General features: G+C 67.3%; 20 protein-coding genes. 8 read left to right on the top strand and 12 right to left on the bottom strand.

All coding sequences use genetic code 11. From position 1 onward, the window contains the following. Positions 1 to 9 precede the first annotated feature (9 nt). From ACQP1K_RS00180 to ACQP1K_RS00170, 3 genes are read right to left on the bottom strand one after another with little or no spacing between them, the layout of a single operon-like run. Entirely contained in the window at positions 10 to 258 is a 249-nt protein-coding gene (locus tag ACQP1K_RS00180; protein WP_433498824.1) for an SHOCT domain-containing protein, read from the bottom strand. Between the two features lie 54 nt (positions 259 to 312). Next, on the bottom strand, positions 313 to 1,422 hold the full coding sequence (locus ACQP1K_RS00175) for a multicopper oxidase domain-containing protein (RefSeq protein WP_433498823.1): 1,110 nt from the start codon (positions 1,420 to 1,422) through the stop codon (positions 313 to 315). A gap of 54 nt (positions 1,423 to 1,476) precedes the next feature. Then, entirely contained in the window at positions 1,477 to 1,704 is a 228-nt protein-coding gene (locus ACQP1K_RS00170) for a DUF2933 domain-containing protein (protein WP_433498822.1), read from the bottom strand. Between the two features lie 423 nt (positions 1,705 to 2,127). Here ACQP1K_RS00170 and ACQP1K_RS00165 point away from each other — a divergent pair, with 423 nt between their 5' ends. From ACQP1K_RS00165 to ACQP1K_RS00155, 3 genes are all read left to right on the top strand, one after another. Further along, a complete protein-coding gene (locus tag ACQP1K_RS00165; RefSeq protein ID WP_433498821.1) occupies positions 2,128 to 2,469 on the top strand; it encodes a hypothetical protein in 342 nt (113 codons plus the stop codon). Between the two features lie 121 nt (positions 2,470 to 2,590). Beyond that, the gene (locus ACQP1K_RS00160; RefSeq protein WP_433498820.1) at positions 2,591 to 3,658 is read left to right on the top strand and encodes a PLP-dependent cysteine synthase family protein; all 1,068 of its coding nucleotides are present in this window, start codon (positions 2,591 to 2,593) and stop codon (positions 3,656 to 3,658) included. Further along, entirely contained in the window at positions 3,655 to 4,908 is a 1,254-nt protein-coding gene (locus ACQP1K_RS00155) for an MDR family MFS transporter (RefSeq protein ID WP_433498819.1), read from the top strand. The genes ACQP1K_RS00160 and ACQP1K_RS00155 overlap by 4 nt, the downstream gene beginning before the upstream one ends. Before the next feature lie 125 nt (positions 4,909 to 5,033). On the opposite strand, the gene ACQP1K_RS00150 is transcribed toward ACQP1K_RS00155, so the two are convergent. Together ACQP1K_RS00150 and ACQP1K_RS00145 are read right to left on the bottom strand one after the other, a co-directional pair. Further along, positions 5,034 to 5,393 (bottom strand): BlaI/MecI/CopY family transcriptional regulator, encoded by a 360-nt coding sequence (locus ACQP1K_RS00150; protein ID WP_433498818.1) that lies wholly within the window; start codon positions 5,391 to 5,393, stop codon positions 5,034 to 5,036. A gap of 44 nt (positions 5,394 to 5,437) precedes the next feature. Beyond that, positions 5,438 to 6,814: a multicopper oxidase family protein gene (locus ACQP1K_RS00145; RefSeq protein WP_433498817.1), complete on the bottom strand. Its 1,377-nt coding sequence runs from the start codon at positions 6,812 to 6,814 to the stop codon at positions 5,438 to 5,440. A 190-nt stretch (positions 6,815 to 7,004) separates the two neighbouring features. Between ACQP1K_RS00145 and ACQP1K_RS00140 the strand changes: the two genes are divergently transcribed. The 4 genes from ACQP1K_RS00140 to ACQP1K_RS00125 all read left to right on the top strand — a co-directional run bounded on the left by ACQP1K_RS00140 (position 7,005) and on the right by ACQP1K_RS00125 (position 9,938). Next, positions 7,005 to 7,424: a DUF6153 family protein gene (locus ACQP1K_RS00140; RefSeq protein WP_433498816.1), complete on the top strand. Its 420-nt coding sequence runs from the start codon at positions 7,005 to 7,007 to the stop codon at positions 7,422 to 7,424. 74 nt (positions 7,425 to 7,498) lie between these two features. Then, the gene (locus tag ACQP1K_RS00135; protein ID WP_433498815.1) at positions 7,499 to 8,107 is read left to right on the top strand and encodes a DUF305 domain-containing protein; all 609 of its coding nucleotides are present in this window, start codon (positions 7,499 to 7,501) and stop codon (positions 8,105 to 8,107) included. Between the two features lie 198 nt (positions 8,108 to 8,305). Continuing rightward, complete coding sequence (locus ACQP1K_RS00130; RefSeq protein ID WP_433498814.1) at positions 8,306 to 9,130, top strand: M56 family metallopeptidase; 825 nt, start codon at positions 8,306 to 8,308, stop codon at positions 9,128 to 9,130. 310 nt (positions 9,131 to 9,440) lie between these two features. Next, the gene (locus ACQP1K_RS00125) at positions 9,441 to 9,938 is read left to right on the top strand and encodes a hypothetical protein (RefSeq protein WP_433498813.1); all 498 of its coding nucleotides are present in this window, start codon (positions 9,441 to 9,443) and stop codon (positions 9,936 to 9,938) included. A 608-nt stretch (positions 9,939 to 10,546) separates the two neighbouring features. Here the strand turns inward: ACQP1K_RS00125 and ACQP1K_RS00120 are convergent. Genes ACQP1K_RS00120 through ACQP1K_RS00090 form a run of 7 tightly spaced genes read right to left on the bottom strand, consistent with a single transcriptional unit; the run spans position 10,547 to position 20,933 of the window. Beyond that, entirely contained in the window at positions 10,547 to 11,980 is a 1,434-nt protein-coding gene (locus ACQP1K_RS00120) for a C40 family peptidase (RefSeq protein ID WP_433498812.1), read from the bottom strand. Continuing rightward, positions 11,977 to 12,882, bottom strand: coding sequence for a replication-relaxation family protein (locus ACQP1K_RS00115; protein WP_433498811.1), 906 nt, complete (start codon positions 12,880 to 12,882; stop codon positions 11,977 to 11,979). Before ACQP1K_RS00115 ends, ACQP1K_RS00120 begins: the two co-directional genes overlap by 4 nt. Positions 12,883 to 12,893: 11 nt before the next feature. Further along, positions 12,894 to 15,287, bottom strand: a complete 2,394-nt coding sequence (locus tag ACQP1K_RS00110) for a type IV secretory system conjugative DNA transfer family protein (RefSeq protein WP_433498810.1) — start codon at positions 15,285 to 15,287, stop codon at positions 12,894 to 12,896. Next, positions 15,284 to 17,044, bottom strand: a complete 1,761-nt coding sequence (locus ACQP1K_RS00105) for a VirB4 family type IV secretion system protein (protein WP_433498809.1) — start codon at positions 17,042 to 17,044, stop codon at positions 15,284 to 15,286. Before ACQP1K_RS00105 ends, ACQP1K_RS00110 begins: the two co-directional genes overlap by 4 nt. Beyond that, positions 17,041 to 17,979, bottom strand: coding sequence for a PrgI family protein (locus ACQP1K_RS00100; RefSeq protein WP_433498808.1), 939 nt, complete (start codon positions 17,977 to 17,979; stop codon positions 17,041 to 17,043). The genes ACQP1K_RS00105 and ACQP1K_RS00100 overlap by 4 nt, the downstream gene beginning before the upstream one ends. Next, positions 17,976 to 19,547: a hypothetical protein gene (locus ACQP1K_RS00095; RefSeq protein WP_433498807.1), complete on the bottom strand. Its 1,572-nt coding sequence runs from the start codon at positions 19,545 to 19,547 to the stop codon at positions 17,976 to 17,978. Before ACQP1K_RS00095 ends, ACQP1K_RS00100 begins: the two co-directional genes overlap by 4 nt. 6 nt (positions 19,548 to 19,553) lie before the next feature. Further along, positions 19,554 to 20,933, bottom strand: coding sequence for a hypothetical protein (locus ACQP1K_RS00090; RefSeq protein WP_433498806.1), 1,380 nt, complete (start codon positions 20,931 to 20,933; stop codon positions 19,554 to 19,556). A 359-nt stretch (positions 20,934 to 21,292) separates the two neighbouring features. On the opposite strand from ACQP1K_RS00090, the gene ACQP1K_RS00085 reads away from it, so the two are divergent. Continuing rightward, positions 21,293 to 22,303: a DNA-methyltransferase gene (locus tag ACQP1K_RS00085; RefSeq protein WP_433498805.1), complete on the top strand. Its 1,011-nt coding sequence runs from the start codon at positions 21,293 to 21,295 to the stop codon at positions 22,301 to 22,303. Positions 22,304 to 22,307: the final 4 nt, after the last annotated feature.

Raw genomic sequence — 22,307 nt, 5'->3', positions numbered from 1 at the left:
CGGTCAGGGTCAGCGTAGTGCCGCGAGCCGCTGGGCGTACTCGTCAGCGTCGAGTTCCCCGCGGGCGTAGCGTTCGGCCAGGATGCGCTGCGCGCTGGTGGTGGTGGCGGCTTCCGCGGTGGGCCCGGTCGGGTGGTCCCGCCCGCCGGCGCGCGGCGGAGTGAAGCGGACCACCAGCCAGACCACCAGAGCGATCAGCGCCAGCCAGAGCAGCATCATGCCGCCCATGGGCCACATCATCGTTCCGTATCCGTGCATCGAGACCATCTCCTCAAGTCATGGACACCGATCTCTTGTAATCAGGGGGGCTGCTCAGGCCGTACCGACCTTGAACAGCCCGGTGGCGCCACGGGCCGCGTCGGCGAACCGGTGGCTGACCATCGGATACTCGCCGGGCTCGGGGAAGGCGAACTCCACGAACCCGCCTTGTGATGGGGCCAGGTCCAGGGCTTGTGCGCCGCCGTGCGCCGTGTCCTTCGGGCGCACCGTGTAGCCGCCGTCCTTGAAGACGGTGTCGAACACGGTGCCCACGACGTGGAACGCCGAAGGTGCCGAAGGGCCGGCGTCGACGACCCAGATCCGGACACGCTTTCCGGCTGTAGCGGTCAGCGGAGCGAAGCGGTACTGCCCGGCATAGCCGTTGAAGGCGACCGCATCGTACTCGGCACGGTACAGCTTGCCGAGCTTGGCCAGCCCATCCTGCGGGCCAAGGGCCAGCTCGGACTGTACGACGACGAACTCCTTGTCGACCTTCGGCAGGTCGGGCGGGTCGATGATGATCGCGCCGAACATGCCGTTGCCGATATGGTGCACGGCCGGGGCGCTGCCGCAGTGGTACATGAACGCCCCGGCGCGTTCCGCCTTGAAGGTGTAGGTGAGCTGCTGACCTGGCTGGATGGTCCGCATCTTCTTGTCGGGGGCAACCTGCGAGGCGTGAAAGTCGATGGAATGCCCAGTGGAGCCCTTGTTGACGAGGGTGATGACGAAGGTGTCGCCGAGCTTGCCGCGCAGGATCGGGCCGGGCAGGGTTCCGTTGTAGGTCCAGGCGCGCTGCCGTACGCCGGGGGTGACCTCGATGCTCTGCTCGGTGACGGTGAGGGTGACGCGGTGCTCGCGACCTTTCCCGGCGGCGGGGAGTACGGCGTCGCGGGCTCGGAACCCGGGTCCGGGTTCGGCGTTGGGGTCGTAGGTCGCCGGCGTTCCCTCGCTGCCCTGGTGGGCGGAGTGGTCGTGGCCGTCCTCGGTGGTCAGTTGCGGGTCGTCATCGTGCCCGGAGGCCTCGGTCTCCGGGTGGTCCATGCCGCTGGGCATCGGCGCAGGGTCGTGACCGCTGTCACCGGCCGCGACACCGGCCCCGAAACCGGCGCCGGCCACAAGTACCGCGCTGAGCGCACTCGCCGTGACGATCAAAGATTTCCGCATGTCGTCTTCCTTGAAGGGAGGGAAGGGAGCCTTTGGGGGCGGGGAGCATCCGGGTCAGTGCCGGTGGGCGGTGTCGCGGCCCTGAGAGGCGTCTTCGCGGTCGGCGTGTCCACCGTGCGTGTCGTGATCACCGTGACTCCCGTGCATGAACAGCATCATCAGCGGGCAGGCCAGCACGAGCAGGGCCAGCAGTATGGTGCTGATTGGGACGCCGGTGGCAACCAGTCCGACGATCAGGATGGCCAGCGCGATCGCATACAGTGGCAGGTGACTGCGCTTCATCGCCCTCTCCCTTTCTTTCTGAGTTGCCTAAGAACACACTGCCTCCAGGTACCCCTACGGGGTAGGGACCTTCGCCTTGCGACTGCCGGACGAAGGTCCCAACCGAGGAAATCTATTATCGGAATTAGTAGGAATTCTGCATATGGGCCTCCTGACCGGCTGATCCGGCTCCGTGTTCCCTGCGTCGTGCACCATGCCACGCCTGCGTGTACGCGGATGCGGGGTTTGGCGGCAAGCGCAGTCGTGAATCGTTTAGGACATCAGCCATGGCCGGGTAAATTGTCGGGCTGAAATTCCCTGTACCCGCGTGGCGGCCGAGGGTCTCCGGGCACAATACCGGCGATGTGCAACGGGGAAATTTCGGGTGCGGCGGCGAGGCCGTCGAGTGCCTTTACGCGGGTACGGAAGAGTCGGGCGCCGCTCGTGATCGCGGTGGTGCTCGGGCTCTTCTTCCTGCATGTTATTTCCTGCTGCACGATCGCTCGGGGCAACCTGCTCCAGCACCATCACCACATCGCTGCTGACGCAGTATCGGCAGGGGATGACGGTGGTGACCGCTCTTCCTCGCATCCGGAATGCGGTGAGGAGTCCAACGGACTGTGGATGCGCGGCATCGACGGCCAGGATCCACTCCAGCTTGAGACGATTGCGCACGTCCTCGTGCTGGAGGAGTCGCGTGTTTCCGGCCCGCCCGTACGGCGCGCTCCCTCCCATATCCCGAATTATCGGGCAGGACCATACGCGCTGTGTGTGCTGCGTATATAGACCCACCACCTGCTCGGCGGCAAGCCGAGCGGACGGCAACGCAGGCAACCGTTCGGCACTTCGACTGACGTGCCGTCCGACCTTTGGTGGGTTGATAGCAGTGAAAACGACACTTCATTCCGTGCTGCCCTCGTTCGCGGGTATTTCTACTCCGGCTCAGACCATCCCTCGTGTCGGGAGCACGCCCGTCACGTGGATTCCCCTGAAATCCCAGGAAAGCGGCTTCTGGGCGAAACTCGAAGGGTTCAACCCCGGCGGGATCAAGGACCGGCCGGCCCTTCACATGGTGCACTGCGCACGCCGCCGCGGACAGCTCCGGCCGGGTGGAGCGATCGTGGAGTCCACCAGCGGCACGCTCGGGCTCGGCCTGGCCCTGGCCGGGATCGTGTACGGGCACCCCGTCACGCTGGTCGCCGACCCCGGCCTGGAGCCGCTGATGGAGCGGCTGCTGCGCGCCTACGGCGCACGCCTGGAGATCGTGACGGCGCCCCATCCAGTGGGCGGCTGGCAGGAGGCACGCAGGGAGCGGGTCCGGCAGCTGATGGCCGAGTTGCCCGGCGCCTACTGCCCGGATCAGTACAACAACCCCGACAACGTCGCGGCGTACGCGACGCTGGCCGCCGAGCTCGTGACGCAGGTGCCCTGGATCGACACACTGGTCTGCTCGGTGGGCACCGGCGGCCATAGCGCCGGCGTCTTCCGGGCCCTGCGGCAGACCTTTCCCGATCTGAAACTGATCGGTGTCGACACGATCGGTTCCACGATCTTCGGGCAGCCGGCCCGGCCCCGGCTCATGCGCGGGCTGGGCAGCAGCATCCATCCCCGCAACGTGGACTACCGGGCGTTCTCCGAAGTCCACTGGGTCAACCCGGCCGAAGCGGTGCACACCTGCCGTGCTCTTGCGGCCGGCCACTACGTCTCCGGGGGCTGGAGCACCGGCGCGGTCGCGCTGGTCGCGGACTGGGTCGCCAGAACGAGTCCCCCGGGCACGGCGATCGTGGCGATCTTTCCCGACGGGCCGTGGCGCTACTGGAACACGGTCTTCGACGACGAGTACTGCACGGCCAACGGGCTGCTGGAGGGGGCTCCGGCGGAGCATCCCGACGAGATCTGCCATCCCGGCGAGCGGGAGGTCACCCGCTGGACGAGGTGCACCACGGTGATCGACCCGATCGGGGTGGGAGCATGAGCGCCGCCTTCGGCTCGTTCAGCCCGGCCGTACGGCTCCTCATGGTCAACCAGTTCGGTATCAACTTCGGCTTCTACATGCTGGTGCCGTACCTCGCCGATCATCTGTCGGGGCGGCTGGGCCTGGCCGTGTGGGTGACCGGGCTGCTGCTCGGCCTGCGCAACCTCAGCCAGCAGGGCATGTTCCTGGTCGGTGGCACGCTGTGCGACCGGTACGGCTACAAGCGGCTGATCATGGCCGGATGCGGCCTGCGCACGATCGGATTCGCCCTGTTCGCCGTCTCCGGCTCCGTTCCCGCACTCGTCGTCGCCTCAGTGCTGACCGGACTCGCCGGGGCCCTGTTCAACCCGGCGGTGCGCGCCTACATCTCCGTCGAGGCCGGACAGCGGAAGGTCGAGGCGTTCGCCCTGTTCAACGTCTTCTACCAGGCGGGCATCCTCGCCGGGCCGCTGGCCGGCGTCCTACTGGTCTCACTCGACTTCCGGCTCACCTGTCTTGCCGCCGCGGCCGTCTTCGCCGTGCTGACCGTGCTGCAGGCCCGCTGGCTGCCCGAACGCCACGGCACCGCTGCAGGCACGAGCCGCCCTGTGCTCGCCGACTGGAAGGAGGTGGCGACCAACCGGCCGTTCGTGACCTTCTCGGCCGCGATGTTCGTCTCCTACGCCCTGTCCTACCAGGTCTACCTGGCTCTCCCGCTGGAGCTGCACCGGCTCGGCCACGGCCAGGCCCCGATCGCGGTGATGTACACCCTCACCGCGCTGCTGGCCGTGGCAGGCCAGGTCCGCCTCACCGCCTTCGCCAAAGCCAGATGGCATCCGGAACAGGCCATCGCACGCGGCCTGGCCGTCATGGGCGTGGCCTTCCTGCCCGTGCTGCTCGCCACCCAGCTCCCGCTCGTGCCGTACGGCACGCCGGCGGCGATCGCACCCGCATTGGTCACCGCCGTGGCCCTCACTGCCGGAGGCATGCTGGTCTTCCCGTTCGAGATGGCCATGATCTCAACCCTCGGGCGGCAGGAACTGACCGGCACCTACTACGGCCTCTACAACGCCTTCTCCGGGGCCGGGATCTTGCTGGGCAATCTCGCCAGCGGCTGGGCGATGGACCTCGGCAAAGCCCACGGCATACCCGGACTGCCCTGGCTCCTACTCGTGATCGCAGGCCTCGCCTCGGCGCTGACCATACGAAGGCTGGACCGTACCGGACGACTCCGAGCCCAACCAGCCCCCGACCTGACCCCCGCCGGCTGACCGAGGGGCCCGGCGTCGCTCAACGCCGGGCCTTCTCCGGACATCACCAGGAGAGATCTACTAACTCCTATAGTAGCATTTGTGCCGACTTGTTTTGTGCCAGACCACGGCCCGCGTCCTGTCCGTCAGCTTGGGGGGACGATCTTCAGTGCTTGGCGGAGTGCCTCGGTCTCGTCGGGGGTGAGCTCCGTGAGGAAGTGCACGAACGCGGCAGCCTGGTTGTTGCTCGTGGCGAGCGCGCCGCGCATCAACCGCGCAGTGTAGGCCTCGCGCGAGGCCACGGCCTCATAGGTATACGCGCGGCCTTCCATCCGACGTCGCAGCCAGCCCTTGGTGTGCAGGGTGTCCATCACCGTCATCACGGTGGTGTACGCGATGTCGCGACTCTTCTGGAGTTCTGTCACGACGTCACGTACGGACACGGGGCGGCCGAGGGACCAGATGCAGTCCATCACTGCCGCCTCCAGCTTGCCGAACTCGCGCACGTCTCCTCCGCCTTCGGCCATTGGTCCCTATCTACGATAGTAGATCATCCCATGTAGGACAGAGTTGTCATCATGCCGGACCCCTGGTGATAGGCATTGTGGCAGTGGATCATCCATTGGCCCGGGTTGTCGGCGACGAAATCAGCGGTGATCGTCTCCTTCGGTTTGACGATGATCGTGTCCTTCCGCGGACCGCGCCCGTTCGCCCACCGCACCTGGAAAGTGTGCCCGTGAAGATGCATGGGATGGAACATGGTGGTGCCGTTGGTGAAGCGCAGCCGCACCCGTTCGCCTTGACGCACCGGCAGGGTCTCTTCCGGATCGTAAAGCCGTCCGTTGATCGTCCAGCGATAGCTCTTCATGTCGCCGCCCAGGGCGAGGGTGTGCGTTGTGTCGGGGGTCTTGTCCGCCAGGAAGACCTCGCTCGCGGCGTCGAGGTCGCCGACCTGTAGGACGCGGCGGTTCAACTCCGGCACTCGGACGGTCGCGTCCGGCGCCTGGCCGGCACCGGTGCGCACCAGCGCCATCGCCTGTCCCTTCTTGCCCTCCGCCTGTGCATAGAGGGGGAACACCCCGTCCCCGAGGGTGACCACGAGGTCGTACCTTTCGCCCATGCCGATCAGCAGCGCATCGGCGGGGACGGGCCGTACGGGAAAACCATCGCTATGGGTGACGGTGAGACGATGTCCCGCCAGGGCGACGCGGAAGGCCGTGTCGGCACCGGCATTGATCAGGCGAATACGCGCCTTCTGCCCAGGCTTCGCGGTGAAAACCCGTGGCGCGCGTGCCGTACGACCGTTGAGCAGGTAATAGGGATAGATGACGTCGCCCGCGTCCCCTCCAAGGAGAGGGCTTGAGGGCATCTCCATCGACATGCCGCCCATGTCATGGTCCATGCCGCCCGACTGGAGTTTGCGGAGCTGATCATCAGGGGTGGTGCTGACACCATCCAGCCAGTCGTCCAGGACGATCACCCAGTCGTGGTCGTAGCCGCCGGGCTCGTCGCGCGGCTCCACGATCAAAGGTGCGTAGAGCCCGCGGTCGAGCTGCATGCCCACGTGCGGATGGAACCAGTAGGTGCCCCCGTCAGGCACGATGAAGTCGTACGTGAAGGTAGAGCCCGGGTCGACCGGCCGCTGGGTGACCTCCGCACCGTCCATGTCGTTTCGGAGGGCGAGCCCATGCCAATGGATGGTCGTCGGGGCGGGCAGCTGGTTGCTTAACTCGACCCGCAGCCGGTCTCCGGCCGTGACCCGGATTTCCTTGCCCGGCAGCTCCCCGTCATAGGCCCAGGTGCTCACCGCCCCGGAACCGATGTCGATGGCCGACACCCGAGGGGCCAGATTGACCCGGACCACACGGCCGCCGGCCTGCTGACGCCGCTTCTCCGCATCCAGGACGGCGGGTGAATCGGGCCGCACGGCGCTGTCACCGAAAGCTCCGCAACCACTCAAGATCCCGGAAGCGGCAAGGCCGAGACCACCTGCCAGCACGCCCCGGCGTGACCACCGTCCGCTCACCCTATCCTCCCTGATCTACTATGGGAATTAGTAGATCGTACCCTCATCGATCAGCTGGTTCGTTCCAGGAGTAGACGGAACTGCGGGTAATGTGACGGCTGTGATTTCGGGTATCACGGCTTGCAGGCTCGCGCCTTGGCGCAGTCTGCTACTGCTTGGCGCCGTCCTGTGCGGACTGTTCGCCATGCATGGCCTGCAGCCGTCGCCCGGTCCACTGGACACTCCCAGCGTCCTGATGCTGCATGTCGTCGGTCATACGGACGCGTCCGGGATGCCGATGTCGATCGACACGCACGACGACGGGCCGGACCGCCCCCATGACGGGCATGCTGCCGGCCAGGTATGCCTCGCCTTCTTACTGGCGGGAGCGCTGCTCCTGCTCCTAGTCATGACGGCTGCCGCCCGGGCGATCCCGCTGTCGATCCGCCCCCTGCTGTCGGCGCTGCCTCGCGGGCCGACCGCCTGCCCTCATGGGCCAACTCTCGCTCAGCTCTGTGTGATCCGGGTGTAGAAGGCGCGCCCGGCGGTAGACCCCGACCGTCGAGCAAGCCGTTATATCCGAACAAACACGGAGGTTTTCCCGTTATGAAGCGTCTTGCCATTCCCTCGGCCGTGCTCGCAACGGCCGGGCTGCTGATCACCGCCTGCGGCTCCACGGACAGCGCCGCCCATGACATGTCGTCCATGTCGTCGACGCCGCCCGCGTCCTCGGCCCCGGCCCCGGCCACAACTGCGGCAGACCACAACGACCAGGACGTCATGTTCGCTCAGATGATGATTCCGCACCACCGTCAGGCGGTGGACATGGCGAAGATGGCCGCGAAGCAGGCTTCAAGCCCTCAGGTCAAGGAGCTGGCGGGCCAGATCGAAGCGGCCCAGGACCCCGAGATCCAGACGATGAGCGGCTGGCTCACGAGCTGGGGAATGCAGGTGCCCAGCGAGGACGCCATGCCGATGGACCACGGCATGCCGGGCATGATGTCCGAGCAGGACATGAAGAAGCTCGAAGGTCTCTCCGGTGCCGCCTTCGACAAGGCGTTCCTGGAGATGATGATCAAACATCACGAGGGTGCCGTCGTCATGGCCAAGGATGAACAGAGCAAGGGCGTCTACGAACCGGCTAAGCAGCTGGCCGACTCCATCATCTCCAGCCAATCGGCGGAGATCACCAAGATGAAGCAGCTCCTGCAGTAGGACCGCAGCGGGTGGGCGACAGGCTCATGCCATCGCCCACCCACTCCTGGGAGCATTCACCTCAGGTCGTGAAACGGTGGAGGACGCACAATGATTGCCGCAGGCGTGGCTCTGGCCGGATGCGTGCTGATACTCGGGCACCTGGCCGGCCCGCTGCTCATGCGAGGACGATGGTCCGCAGGACTTCCCGGAACGGCCGTGGCAGTGTGGGCTGCCGCCGCCGGGGGCACGTTCCTGGCCCTGGCCGGACTGGCCGTCCTGGGGCTCCTCTGGCCCTCCACTCCAGGCCATCGCCTCATCGACTGGATCGCCGACTGCCTGCCCAAAGACGGGCATGGCATCTCCCTAGCAGCGGCATTCACAACGGCGCTCGTGCTCACCGCGGGGGCCCTGGCTCTCCGGCTCGCCATCCCCAGGATCATCCGTACGGTCCGGGAACGACGAGAACACCGGGACATGCTCGATGTGGTCGCCGGTGATCTCAGCGGAGTACCCGATGTCCGCGTGCTCGAACATCCGATGCCCCTCGTTTACTGCCTGCCGGCCCGCGAGCGACCGATCGTCGTGACCACCGGCGCCCTCGACCGACTGGAGCCCGCCGAAGTCGAGGCGGTCCTGGCCCACGAACGTGCTCACCTGCGACAGCGACACCACCTCGTCCTGATGCTGGTCGACGCGCTGCAAGCGGCGATCCCCTGGCTGGGGACACTGAGACTCGCCCATACGACGCTGCCCGGCCTGCTGGAGCTGGCCGCCGACGACAGCGCGGTGCGCAGCCACGGCAAGGCCCCGCTGGTCGGCGCGCTGCGAAAGCTGGCCATCACGTCCTGTTCAGCGGGCGCTCTGGCCGTCAACCCCGCCACCGTCCAAATCGCCCACCTCAGAGTCGCCCGGCTGTGCTCCCCGCAGGCGGTTCCACTCCGGAACGCCCGGCCGCTGTCCTGGATCGCCATCGCCGCCGCTGTCGGAGTCCCGGCAGCACTGGCGACCGCAGGCATCCTCATGCTGCCCCTGCCCTGCTGAGACGTCTCTCTACCCCTGGTCCAGTCCTCTCAGGCATTTTCCTTCCGGTTACTCAAAGCTCTCGTGCCAAAAGCGCCGAGTAGGCCGTTCGCCTCGCCTAACTGGGGCTCGGGCTGAGGTGTGCCGGGCAACCCAAGGAGTCGCCGCTTACGCCGTCTCGTCCCTGGCACGCCGAGCGCGAGGCACGGCTGCGGTCTGCGTATCGCATTAGTGTTCAGGACGGTTCCACGTCGGGAACCGTCGGCTTCGACTGGCTGCGACAAGGGCAGGTGGCAGGATCAGGCACGTTGGCGGACCCTCGGAGGGCGCGATGAACGACGAGACGGAAAGCTTGCTCTACGAGGTTGTTGAGCGGCTGGAGAAGAGCATCATCGCGCGCGACTGCCCCGCAATCGTCGCCTTGCGCGGTGCGCGCAAGCTCGTGCTCAGCGACTATGACTACCTCCGTGACGAGCCGACCGCCACCGCCTTCGAGACGCGGGCTGCCGCCAAAGCCCACGAGATCGACGCGGTTCGCTGGGTGCTCGCCGTACCGCAGGTGTGGGTGTTCATGCCGCCGAGCACCGTGGCCATGCGAGCGGTGTCGAACCACCCCCTGAGGGAAGGCGAACAGGAAGCCATCACCTGGATGAGCTGCGACCGAGACGATGGCGTGGACTACGGGCGGGTTCCGTACGCACGCCGCCCAAGCGGGGAGCCGGTTTTTGACGACCCGGAAGTGTTCACCGTGGGAGTCCTGCCACACGAAGCGATGCCGGGTTTCACCCTGCTTCAGGCATATCTCGCGAATGAGGAGAGCCCCAAGTAAGGAGGGCCGGCTCGCGAACGAACCGGCCCCCGACCTACCTCATCGAAATCGACCAAGAAAACGGTGAGAGCGGTCATCAGAGAGCCTACGCTCACGCAGGGTCAGACAACAACGAAGCCGGAACACTCGGCGTATCAGTTGGTGGATCTCGCGATCCACCTATTCGTGGCTTGCTCGATGGTTGGCCTCCTGGTCCTGCTCGCGAGCGGTGGCGGCCCAGGCGATAAGGACCGCAGACAGCGCATCGCAGTCATCGGGTGTGAGGGGCGCACGCGGGAGAAGGTAGAGCAGACCGCTGGGTCCATCGACAAGATCGACCGGAAAGGGGTGCGCGCGCATGTTCGTGGTCACGATTGAGGTCACTCTCTGGGTCTGACTGGCAAACCGTGGCGCTACGAGGGCGGCCAGGGCTCCTCTGAATGGGTTTCAACCTCGGGGTGATGCGTCCGCTGTGCCGGATTCGATTGGGCTTTCCAGCCTGTGCCGATGGGTCCGAGCGAACGAAGTTGTGAGCCGATGTCGGTGGTGAAGAAGAAGGAAAGACTCAGCCGGGACGGACAGCTCCGATGGGCTCCCGTTCTCGGCTGGGGTTACCGGCCCATGCGCCGCTACTTCCTCGACGCAGTTGCCGACGGCCGGGTGAACCCAACCACCGGCCGCCCGCTCCGGTAGGACGCAACCGTGATCGGCCCGCATCGAGTGCACCGGGCCTCGACCATCTTGCCGTCGCCCACGACGATCCCGACATGGCCCGGCCGCTTCGACGAACTACCCGGTCCGCTGTTGAAGAACACCAGGTCGCCGGGCTGCTCTAGGCCAGCGCGGACGCGGACGCCGAACGGCCACTGCTCGAAAGTGGTCCGGGGGATTCGCACCCCCGCGGCGGCATACGCCTTCATCACCAGGCCCGAGCAGTCGAAGGAACTCGGGCCTGTCGCCCCCCACCGATACGGCTTGCCCGTCTGAGCCAGTGCGAACCCCACCACGTTCGCCACCACTCGGCAGCGCGACGATACGACACGCCGATGTGCTTCTCGGACGGCATCTGCTGCAGAAGTACCTTGCTCAGCATCAGCCGCTTGATCTGCACAAACGCGGAGAATAAACTCAGCGCCCCCGGCTGGGACGCCGGAGAAGGAGTAGGGCACCCCGCGTATCTTGAGCGCGCCCCGTACGGCTATCGCTCCTCGGCCGGACCCCACAGCGGCGCTGGCAGGAGGCTTGCCCTGTTTGCCTTCCAACTCGACGCATAGCTGCTCTTCGGCAGTGCCGACGATCTCTTCGGCCTTCCTTCTGACGTCTAAGGGGTCCGTTCCCTTGACCTGAAGGTCAAGATGAGCGCCTACATCCGCGATGACCGCGTCCCGAGGAATGCCGAGAGCGACAGCAGCCTGGATGCTTGTACGCACGTCTTCCAGTAATTCCGGGGAGACGTCGAGAGGGCGGCGGTTCTTGCTGTAAGCCTGTGGTCCCCACAGCGCGGAGACGATCTCCTTGGCCACGAGTTCATGCTTGGCGTACTCGTCGCGCAGGTCGTCCCTCGGCCGTTGCACGATCGCCGCCGCCTTCGTCACTGGCATGGTGTCCCAGCCGCGCACCTTGGTCAGTCGAGTGAAGAACGCTCGGGCCGCATATCGGGGGTCGGTCACCTCGGTCCTGGTCCCCCACCCGCTTGCCGGGCGCTGCTGGAAAATCCCGAAGGACGTTCCGCGGCCTCCCACCACGCCGTTCTTCAGATTGGACTCTTGCAGCGCCGTGGCGACGCCGATGACTGCGGCGCGTGGGGGAAGCCGCATGGCCTTGGCCACATGTACCACAGCGCGGGCGTTCGTAGCCTGCTCACGGTCCAGGTCGGCCGCGGTGGTCGTCCCGTTCGATGGCCGATCTCGGGATGAACAAACCGCCGCGACGAGCTTGGCGATGTCAGCCGAGCTCTCAGCCATTTTGGCGCCACCGGTCATACCGGCGATCAGCGCGATGCTCGACACGATGCCCCCTCCAGCGATCACTGCCTTGGTCCCCAGCCCGGTTTCGAGGATCATTCGCCGTCCTCCAGGGACGGGGCGTCAGGCGGGGTGGCTCCCTCGTGGGGCCCGAGGCTGGGCCAGTGCGAAGCGAGGCCGGCCAGGCGGAGCCGAGGACCTGCGGCGTCAGAGGGAAGCCACTTCTCTCCCGCGGGCCCTTCGTCCACCGGGCCGACCAGCGCCGACGGGTTGCCGGTGGCGACGGGGACGAAAGCTTGTGCCGGGTGCTGCACGAGCTTGCGCCTGAGGTTGGCCTCGCGCCGCTCGCTCTGGACCCAGAAGAGCACAGGGGTGACCACTCGGCTGATCCGGGTGAGGGCCGCATAGCCGTCGAGTTTCCGTACGACGCGGTCGAGGGGCTCGCTGCCAGTGTCGTACTCAAGGAAGAAGTCGATTGTCTGCTCGTCCTGGCGCCAGCGGCCGTACGCATCCGGGCGAACGGTGTCGCCCCACACGGAGGCGCAGCGATTCTCCGGCCACCAGGTGACCAGCTCGGCGTTCGCTTGCCGCCGGGCGAAACCCCGGAGTGCGGCGCCGAAACCGTTGGTGCCGACGGTGTGGGCGAGCCGCTGGCTGTAGGCGATGGACAGGACGCGGTCCCGGCGGTAGCCGTACGCGTTGAGGTCCACGCCATCCTCGGATGCGAGCACGGCCGCGCCCGCGGGACCGACCACGTAGTGGTAGGGCGCCGTTCCCATGCCTGGCGGCAGGTTGGGCCGGAAGCGATCCAGCACGCCCATGCGGTGCAGGGTGAACAGGCGCCTCCGGGCGGTGTCGTCCGTGTCGAACGCGATCTCAGCGATCTGGGTCGAGGTCAGAACGCGCTGCTCCTGGATCAGCCGCAGGAGCCGGCGGTCGCGCATGGTGAGCCTAGCGGCGAGCTGGGCCAGGACCGCAGGGGTGAATCGGGCGTTGGGCATTTGCTTCTCCTTCAGTGGTGGAGCCGGGGGTCGTCCCGGCGGGTTTCCGGCGCGGCTGCGGCGGTACGGCCATGCGCTCTGGCGGCTGCAGCCCTGACATCCCGCGCGACGTCACCTGAGGGTTCGGGAAGCGGCCTCGTGCGCATCGTGAACGGAGGCGCTTCGGTGGATCGCGACATGAGCCGGACGGCAGCCTGGAAGGCACTCAGATTGGCCAGATCATGAGCCCGCAGGTAAGGGGTGAAGTGGTGCTCGACCTCTCGGGCGTCTTGGGGTGACAGCGAGAAGTAGATCTTGTTGCGCGCGTCCGAAGAGACGGCCTGGCGAAGATCCCGGGGAAGTTGGGCCAGGTGCTGATGGGCGATCACCAGGGACAGCCGGTACGCCCGGGCCTCTGCGAGCATGTCGCCGAGCGCGTGCGGCAGGGTGAGGAAGTTGTGCGCCTCATCGACATAGAGGGCTGCCGGAGGTCGGGGACGGCCGACCTTGGCTCGGTGCGAGGCGGCCTGCCAGACCTGCGCGAGGACCATGGAGCCGAGCAGGCGGGCGCTGTCCTCGCCGAGCACGCCTTTGGGGAGTCGGACGAGCAGGATTCCGCCGTCGAGTACGGCGCCGAGATCGAAGGTCGATCGGGCGGAACCGAGCACGTCACGGACGAACGGGCGGAGCAGGAAGGCGCGCAGCTTGTTCATGATCGGGCTGGTGACGTGTGCCCGGGCTGAGTCGGACAGGCTCTCGTACCATTGCCAGAAGCCGAGCAGCAGCGGATCCCGCACGCCGGCCACGAGACGACGCCGGTATTCGGCGTCGATGAGCAGGGTGGGGACGTCCGCGAGAGTCCCGCCATGGGCGGCGAGCGTCAGCGCGCAGCCGCGAAGGATGTCGTCGGTGCGCGGTCCCCAGTAGTCCGCGTAGATCTTGTGGAAGATGCCGACGAGGTTGTCCACGCCGCTTTCGAGGTCGGCACCACCGAGAACATTGAGGGACGGGCGGGTGTGGCGGTCGTCGGGGTCGATCAGGACGACCTTGTCGGCGACGGACTCGGGGATCAAGCCCAGCAGGTCGTTGATCAGGTCTCCCTTGGCCTCGATCACGACCGTTCCGCGTCCCGCCTGGATGTCGGACAGGATCATCTGCGCCAGCAGGGTCGACTTGCCGGTGCCATTGGGGCCGAGGACGTGCACGTGGTGGAAGGAGTCGGCTACGCGGAGGGCGACCGGTCGCTCGTGCCCGGAGTCTGCGAAGCCGAGGGTCTTGACGTGCGCTCCGCCGTACGCGATCTGCGGTGAGGGCGGGACGGTGTTGGCTCCGGCGCGCTGTAGCCCGGGAACCGCCACATCAAGAGGAAGATGAGCCAGAGCCGCGAGCTCCGGCACCGAGAGCAGGAAGCCTCTCCCCATGCGCCGCCCCGCGAGATGCGCAGCGGGCATGGCCAGAATCTGCCGCTCCAGCCGGTTGTGCCCGGAGAAGAGAGCGAATGCCGACGCGATGGCGTGCGCCCGTCCTCGAATCGCGTTACGGCGCGCTGCATTGGCGACCTTCATCGCCTTGGCATCACCCCCGGTGGGGTCGTCGGCCTGTACGGCGTACCGGACCGCCACGACATAGCGCGGCTGGAGGGCCTTGTCCCTGATGGCGCGTGCCTCGGCGGTCTCCTCCAGATAGACAGCCCGATCCGTTGCGTGCTGGAGGCGCTGAGGAGGGATGCGTGAGTGTGACGGTCCTGGGGTCAGGAGGTCGAGAGCGGCTCGTACCAGCCACGGCGGTCCGCTCTTGAGCTTGAGTGCGAGGCGTCGGCCGGTCGCCGGCCGGGCGAGGATCTGCACGGCGGCGTGCTGCCAGGTCGGCATCCCGACGGCCGCTCCCACCAGCGCCCGGATCGGGTCGATCCCGTGGTCGTGCCGGAGGGGGAGCTGCTCACTGCGGGCGATCCTGAACTGTCCACCATGCGAACGGCCGGTGAGCGGCACGGGCGGCGCAGCCTCCTGGACCGAGGTGCGAGCTGACGGCCATGCGGCTTCGATGGCGTGCTCCACCAGGTGCTGGGGGATCACACCGGGTACCCAGAGCCGGATCTTCACGCCGTCGGAGCTGAAGACGTATTCGAAGACCAGGTGGGGTTGCCCGAAGAGGAGGCGCTTCCAGGACGGCCGGAGCAGGCCGATGAGGTTGCCCCAGAGCGCCTCGGCACCGGGCATGTCCGCGACCGGTGGGGCGAGGATCTCCACGCAGCGAGCACCACGGGCCAGTTTCCGGTGGCGCAGTCGCACCAGAGCCTGTCCGAGCACCAGCTGCGCCACGTCCAGGCCGACGAAGAGCGCGATCAGGTGCCACATGTGAGTCTCGAGCCAGGCGTACGCCATGTCCAGTAGGGCGGACGGGTCGGTGATGAGGTCGTCGATCACAGGTAGGTCTCCTCGTCGTTGTCGATCTGGGCCAGCTCGTGAGGTGAGGAAGTGGCGAGGTCGTGTTCGCGCTGACTCGCGATCACTTGCAGAGGCACCCGCTGCGCGCCCGCGCCGCCCATGAGAAGGCCGGTCCCGCGTTCCGCGGACAGGAGGAGCTGCCGTTCACCGTCCGAGAGCTGGAATGCGTCGACGACCTTGTCGATCGCCTGGGGTGCCTGCTTCAGCAGGATCTGCGTGGTGGAGTTGGCGATGATGGCCTGGCCCGTCTCCGAGCTGAGCAGGTCGCCGGTGTCCTGCGTGACGACGGACAGCCCGGCCCAGTGCTTGCGCGCCGCCTTGGCCATGCGCAGGAGGAATCTTGCGCCTTCGGGGTCACGCATGAGCAGCCACGCCTCGTCAACCACGACCAGGCGCGGGCGGCGGTCGCGGGGATCGGAGACACGGCGCCAGATGGCATCCAATGTCAGCAGCGTGCCGACCGCCTTCAGCTCCTCGGGCAGGTCACGGAGGGAGAAGACGATCAGGTGGGAGTCAGGCCGGGTGCTGGTGTGGCCGTCGAAGAGCTGGCGATGGCTTCCGGTGACGTACGGAGCGAGCCCGGCGGCCAGCTCCTTCGCCTTCGGATCGGCGTCATCGGTCAGCGCGGTTACCAGATCCCGCAAGAGGGGCGGGCGACGGTTCCACGTGCGAGGCTCCAGGGTGATCCCGGCCTTGCGATAGGCGGCCATGATGGCGCGGTCGAGCGCGGCCTTGCTCGCCTTGTCGAGCGGCTCGCCGAGCATGAGACTGATCAGGGTGTGCAGGAACAGCGCGCGCCGGGTGAGCGGGTCGCTGTCGCGTCGGCTTCTCGGCGGAAGGTCGAAGGGGTTCAGCCGCACCTTGGGCGCGCCGAGATGGATGTAGGCGCCCCCGACAGCCGAGCAGAGCCGGGCGTACTCGTCCTCGGGATCGATGACGGCGACTTCGACGCCCGTGTAGAGAGAGCGAAGGGCCTCCAGCTTCGCGAGGTAGGACTTACCCGCACCCGACCGGGCGAGGATCACCGAGTTGTGGTTGTCCTGAGCGAAGCGGTCCCAGGCGACCAGAGAGGAACTGGCGGGGTTGGCGCCGTAGAGGACCGCGGTGGGCCCGAGCTCGGTGGTGAGGTCTGGGCTGGTGAAGGGGAACGCGGCAGCGAGCGCGGGCGTGTCGAGTGTCCGGCGCTGCGCCACGTTGTCATAGGCGAGCGGCAGCGTGCTGATCCAGCCCTGTAGCTGCCGGAACGTGAGCTGCCGGGCGTCCAGCAGCAACGAGGCGGCCAGCGCTCGGACATGGGCGCAGGCGTCGTCGAGCTCCTGCTCGCTGCCGGCATGAACGGTCAGGTAGATGGCGGCGCGGAAGAGCTTGGCCTGGCCGCGAGCGATCTTCGACATCAACTCCTGGGCGTCCTCGGCAGCGGCCTCCGCTCCCGGGTCCAGGAGCCGTCCGTGCTCCTGATTGGCCCTGAGCCCGGATTCCAGGCGAGCGAGTTGCTTGCGGAGTCGGTCGGCGGCGAGCAGAGAGGGGACGGGCTCGATGTGCACCGAGACGTCGAGTCGGCCGGCGTAGGCCAGCAGCGGCTCAAGCCAGCCCGGGCCGACCTCACGAGGGAACCCGGCGATGACGAGCGTCGCGCAAAGCCCGTCGCGGACGTGCAGATGACGAGGGCGGACTTCGACCGAGTCGGGGCCGATACCCGAAGGAGCGGCAGCCGTACGGCGGAGGCGGAACTTCATCGACGGCCTCCCATGCTGATGACCTCGTTGGGAAGGGCGAGCTCACCCGCAGACAGGGGCGGTGCCATCGGATCGAAGCAGGAGGTCAACAGTGCGGTAACCGCCGCCCCGTCCAGCAGGCGTACGGTGAGCCCGCATGCGCCCAGGAGCCGGGCCGCCTCGTCCAGACGTCGATAAGCACGGGCCTTGGCCGCGGAGGATCCGCTTGCACCGACGCGTGGCTCGCGGATGACCAGCAGAACTTGCCGCCGAAGGAGCTCGTGACGAATGGCCAGTTCGGTCAGGAAGGCCGCGTGCTCACGGGCGGCGTAGGCCAGCGCGGGATGGGGAAGCTGCGGCGCGCTCTCCTTGAGGGTGGCGATCGTCGCGGTGAGGTCGACGCGCTCGGCACGCACGAGGATCTGCACCGGTCCGGACAGCGAGTTGAGCCAGCGCCCGAAGGCCGCGACCAACGCGTCCTGCTCGTCGGGAGTCCTCAGCGCGAAGCTGACCGTGGAGACTTCGGCCACTGCGACGACTCCGTCCGGGCCGAGGTCGACCAGACCGTCCCCTGCCACTGAGCGGGTGGGGAGTTTGAGGGGTGCGGGGAGCGGGCCGGGATCGGCTGCCATCCACGCAGGCGGAGGCAGCACATCGTCCAGCGCGGATACCAGGTACTTCGGGGATCGCGTGTGCCGGAGCGCGGCGAGCAGGAAGCGGTCCAGGCTGACGCCGTCGTGGGTGCCGACGGCCAGCAGGATTCCCAGCACCGTGACCGGCAGGGCGATCACCGCGAACGCCGTGAGCGGAATGCGCTCGCCGAGGTAGGTGTAGCCCAGATAGAGGATGGCTCCGGTGGCGGCGAGAATGGCCGCCTGCCGAGCGGTGAACCCCCAGACAATCTTGTCGGGCTGCTCGACGTCGACGGGGATGCGAACGACCTCCGTCCAGCTCATCGTCCGTCACCTCCCCGACCGCCGCGCGTACGGCGGCGCGATGACGGTGGGGGTGTGCGACGACGCCCTGGGTTCTCCGGCCAGTCGATTGAGCCGGGGACCGGTTTGGTGGGTGGCACGATCGGCCGTACGGCACGGTTGGGGGTCGGCGGAGGTTCGCTCGCCTGGCCCGAGGTCGTTCCGGTGTTCCGCAGCCGGTACATCTGACTCAGGCCTGCCGGGCCGGCGGCGTAGAAGGTCTCCCGGGGATAGCCGTAGACCGGGGTGTTACGAGGGATGGGCTGCTGGGGCCGGGGAGTCGGACGGTACTTCCCCTGGACCGGCGGTGCGGTGGGAGCGTGCTTGGCGACCGCCTGCTCCCAGTCTTCGGCGCGGATCGGCCGACGCGCCGAGGTAGGCGCATGCTTTGCCGGTACGGCACCTGCCGCTGCCGCAGTGCCGGTTGCAGCGGCGGTGGCAGCGTGAGTGGCAGCCGTGCCGGCAGGACCCGCGGACAGGGCGGGGAGGGACCTGCTGACCACCGTGCCGGTCGGCACTCGCCTGCTCGGACCGGAACGGGAGCCCTTTCTGAGATGCAGGGCGCTGAGAAGCGGGCTGGTGAGCTTGTAGGCCAGGGCGTACTTGACGATGCGCATCACGCCGAGCCCGCGGCCGGAGGGAAGGAACATCGCCCGCGACACCCATGTGGGGATGCGGACCAGGATGATCAGCAGGACGAGGGCGAGGAGGAGGTTGTAGAGCTGACCGGTGCCGTACAGGCCGACGGCTTCCCGGCCGTCTTGGTTGAAGAAGACCCGTACGGCCGTGACGAGTGTGAGCGACTGGCAGATCTGGATCAGCAGGAGGCCGGTGAAGACCCGCCACCACAGGCGGGCCAGGCCTTCGGTCTGGGGCAGGGCGTGGCAGGCGAGGGCCAGTGGCGCGGCGACCACCAGCAGGGTGGTGAGGGCCACTCGGAGCACGAACGTGATGAGCAGGGCGACGAGCAGCACCACGGCCACCAGGGCGAGCAGGATGTAGAAGATCTGTGAGTTGCCGGGCAGCCAGATGAGAAAGCGGATCGCGTTGGCGGCCCGCCGCGCGTCGAAGCCCTGTCCGAGAAGAGCCCGGGCGAGGGCGTTCGCGGTCTCGATGGCCTTGCTGGTGATCAGGAAGCTCGCATTGACCGTCAGGAAGGCCAGCACAAGACGAGGCAAGATCTCCTTGACCGCGTACCGGGTCTGAACGGTCTCATAGCTCATTGCCAGGATCCCGCCGATGGTGGCGAACAGGACGAACGAGCCGTTCGCGATGATCAGTGTGGCGTGCCAGAGGTCCCAGATCCTGCTCTGCTCGTCGACGCTCGGGGTGGCGAGGAGCGTCGTGGCCAGGACGTCGAGCAAGGGCTTGATGGCGTGGGTGGCGAGCTCGGCGAACCATGCGTTGATTTGGCCGGTGATCCAGCCGCCGATGCCAAGGCTGATGCCGGTGTCACCGGGAGGGGGCAGCAGCGGTGGCAGTTCGGGGGTGGGCGTCGGAGTGGGGGCGGGATTTTTCCACAGGGTGTGGATAAGCAACATGAACGTCATCGCTGATCACTCGCCTACGATGCGCTTGAGGACGTTGACGAAGAGCGGGGCCAGCACCGCCAGGGCGTAACCGAGGGCGGCGGCCTTGAAGGCGGCCTTGGCTTTCTGGATCTCGCCCGGGTCGCCGCCGGCAACGAGGTAGCGCAGACCGCCGAGGGTGAGCATCAGCGTCGCGAGCGTGGCGAGCAGGCCGATGATCCAGTTACGCAGGTTGGTGAAGACTCTGCCGAGTTGATCCGGGCTGGTTGGTGGAGCGGCCACTGGCGTGCTGCCGCTCCACGACATCGTCGCGACGTGCAGGCTGTCGTTGTCGGCCAGCGCGGAGGCGACGATGGCGGCGATGACGGCCGCCGTGATGCCGATGACCATCAGCGCGCGCACGATGTGCCGCCGTAGCCGCCTGCGCGGCTTTCGCGACATGTCGGGCTGAGAGACGACGCCGTGAGAGAGGAAGGTTTTCGGACACCCGACGAGGCCGTAGGGGGTCCGTGCGGAGCCGGTGAGGCTGCCCCAGCCTCCCTTCATCGTTGTTGTGACAGGTTGCGTATCTGAGGTCCGGCTCCGCACGGAGGTCGTTGGGATTTCCTCCTCCACTTCTCTAGAAGCGGCGGAAGAGATCGTTAGGGACGCGGCCGCCTCGACTTCCCCGTTGAGAATTGCCTCGACGAGGATCGGCTCCGAACGCTGGCGGCGCTTCTTGGCGGCCTCCATGGTCAGACCGAGTTCGTTGGCGGCGTCGGTGAGGGTGCGCTTCTCCAAGCGGGTCATGCCGATCAGCTCGGCGTCCACCTCACTGATGACGCCTTTGGCCACGGCATCGATGAGGACGAGGTCGGGGTGCCCCCATGGCACGGACGGCGGCGCCGATTCCTGAAGCGGGAAGTGTCGGGCGGCTCCGGCCTCCGCGTTCTCTCTCGCTCGCTCGCCGGCCCGCTTGGCCATCATGCACAGCCGGGGAAAGACGTTCGGCCGGTCGATGTCCACCGTACGGACTGCCTCGATGAAGGCGGTCAGCACTTCCGTGTCGATGTCTTCCGGGTCTCCGGCGACGTAGCCGCGGCAGATCCTTCCGCCGATGCCGCGCAACGCCGGCACGGCGACGCCGACCGCGCCAACCAGCCACTGCGGCCCGTCCTGCCGAGCCCGGTTAAGCAGCGTCCGCCAGACGGCGTCGCGCGTCGTGTTCGAGTAGGTGGCCGTGGTGAGGAGATCCCTCACCTCGATCAGCGACAGCCGGCGGCGTGGCAGCTCGTGCCCCAGTTTCCTGCCGTCGATGGTGAGACCGCTGGGGGGACAGGCCAGCATCTGGAAGGCCTGCTCGGCGATGTCCAGGGGCGATCGGTCGATGCCGAGCGCGTCGTCGTTGGTGCTCATCGGGTTCTCCACGCGAGAGGGATTCCGCTTTGACGAACCCGGTTTATGACCCGCCTTTGGCATCCCTCCGGCGCCAATTCCTGACGGCCTCCGGCGCCCCTCTGGCGTATTTCACTGCCGGTATCCGCGTGCAGGCGCGCCAGAGCGACGCCAGAGGCAGAGGATGCCCGTCACCAGGAAGAACAGCCGACGCCAGAGCCCCGCCAGGGACTCTTGCTGAACTCGGACCGCGTATCTGAGTTCCGCCCCGAATAGAAATGGAAAACAGCAAGCATGACCTGACTTCAGGCCCGTCGGTTCCCGGCACCCGTAATTTCCGGGACTCCCGGAGCGGGAGCCCCCATGAGGACTTCCTGCGTGCAGGAGGAATCATGGCGAGGGCCCCCTACTGGCGTGACGAGCACGCCACCCTGTATGCCGGCGACGCCAGGGAGGTTCTCTCCCAGATGCCCGACCAGTCCGTGGACTGCCTGGTCACCAGCCCGCCGTACTACGGGCTCCGGGACTACGGCCCAGGACAGTACGGCCAGGAGCCCACACCCGAGGACTACGTGGAGAACCTCCGGGCCACCTTCGCCGAGGCCCGGCGAGTGCTAGCCGATGACGGAACCTGCTGGTTGAACCTCGGCGACATCTACGCCGCCAACTCCGACGGCTACGCCCGCGGCGTCAACTACAACCAGCGACAGCCGATAGTACGCCCCCGCTCGCGACTGGTTGTACCGCCGAAGAACCTACTCGGCATGCCCTGGCGAGTCGCTTTCGCCCTCCAGCAGGACGGCTGGATTCTGCGCAACGCGATCGTCTGGCACAAGCCCAACGCGATGCCCCAGTCCGTCCTCGACCGACTCTCCACCCGCTACGAGATGATCTTCCTACTCGTCAAGCAGCGCTTCTACTGGTTCGACCTCGACGCCATCCGCGAGCAGTACACCGGCGACCGCTCACTCTCCCGACGCTCCCGGCGCGGAGGGAGGAAGCGCAACGCCATTTCGACGCCCTGGCCCCCGGTCGGCAAGGACAGCGCGGCGGCATCAGGCGACGCCCAGCACGGCACGGCGGCAGGCCCCGGCGACCAGGCGCACGGAACCGTTCAACCACCCGGGCGTAACCCCGGTGACGTCTGGACGATCTCAACACGCCCATACCGAGGCGCTCACTACGCCCCGTTCCCCATCGACATCCCCCTCCGCGCCATTGCCGCTGGCTGCCGACCGGGCGGCATCGTGCTCGACCCGTTCGCTGGGGCGGCAACAACGGCTCTTGCCGCCCGGCAACTCGGCCGGCAGTTCATCGGCATCGAGCTCAACATCGACCACTGCGCACTGGCCAAGGCCCGGCTGCTCGCGTCAGGAGCAGCGATGGGAGGAGAAGCAGAGTGACACC

The organism is Sphaerimonospora sp. CA-214678, from assembly GCF_050942215.1.
Lineage (GTDB): Bacteria > Actinomycetota > Actinomycetes > Streptosporangiales > Streptosporangiaceae > Sphaerimonospora.
Note: the sequence above shows the minus strand (reverse complement) of the source record. Positions and strands in the feature narration are given on the sequence as shown.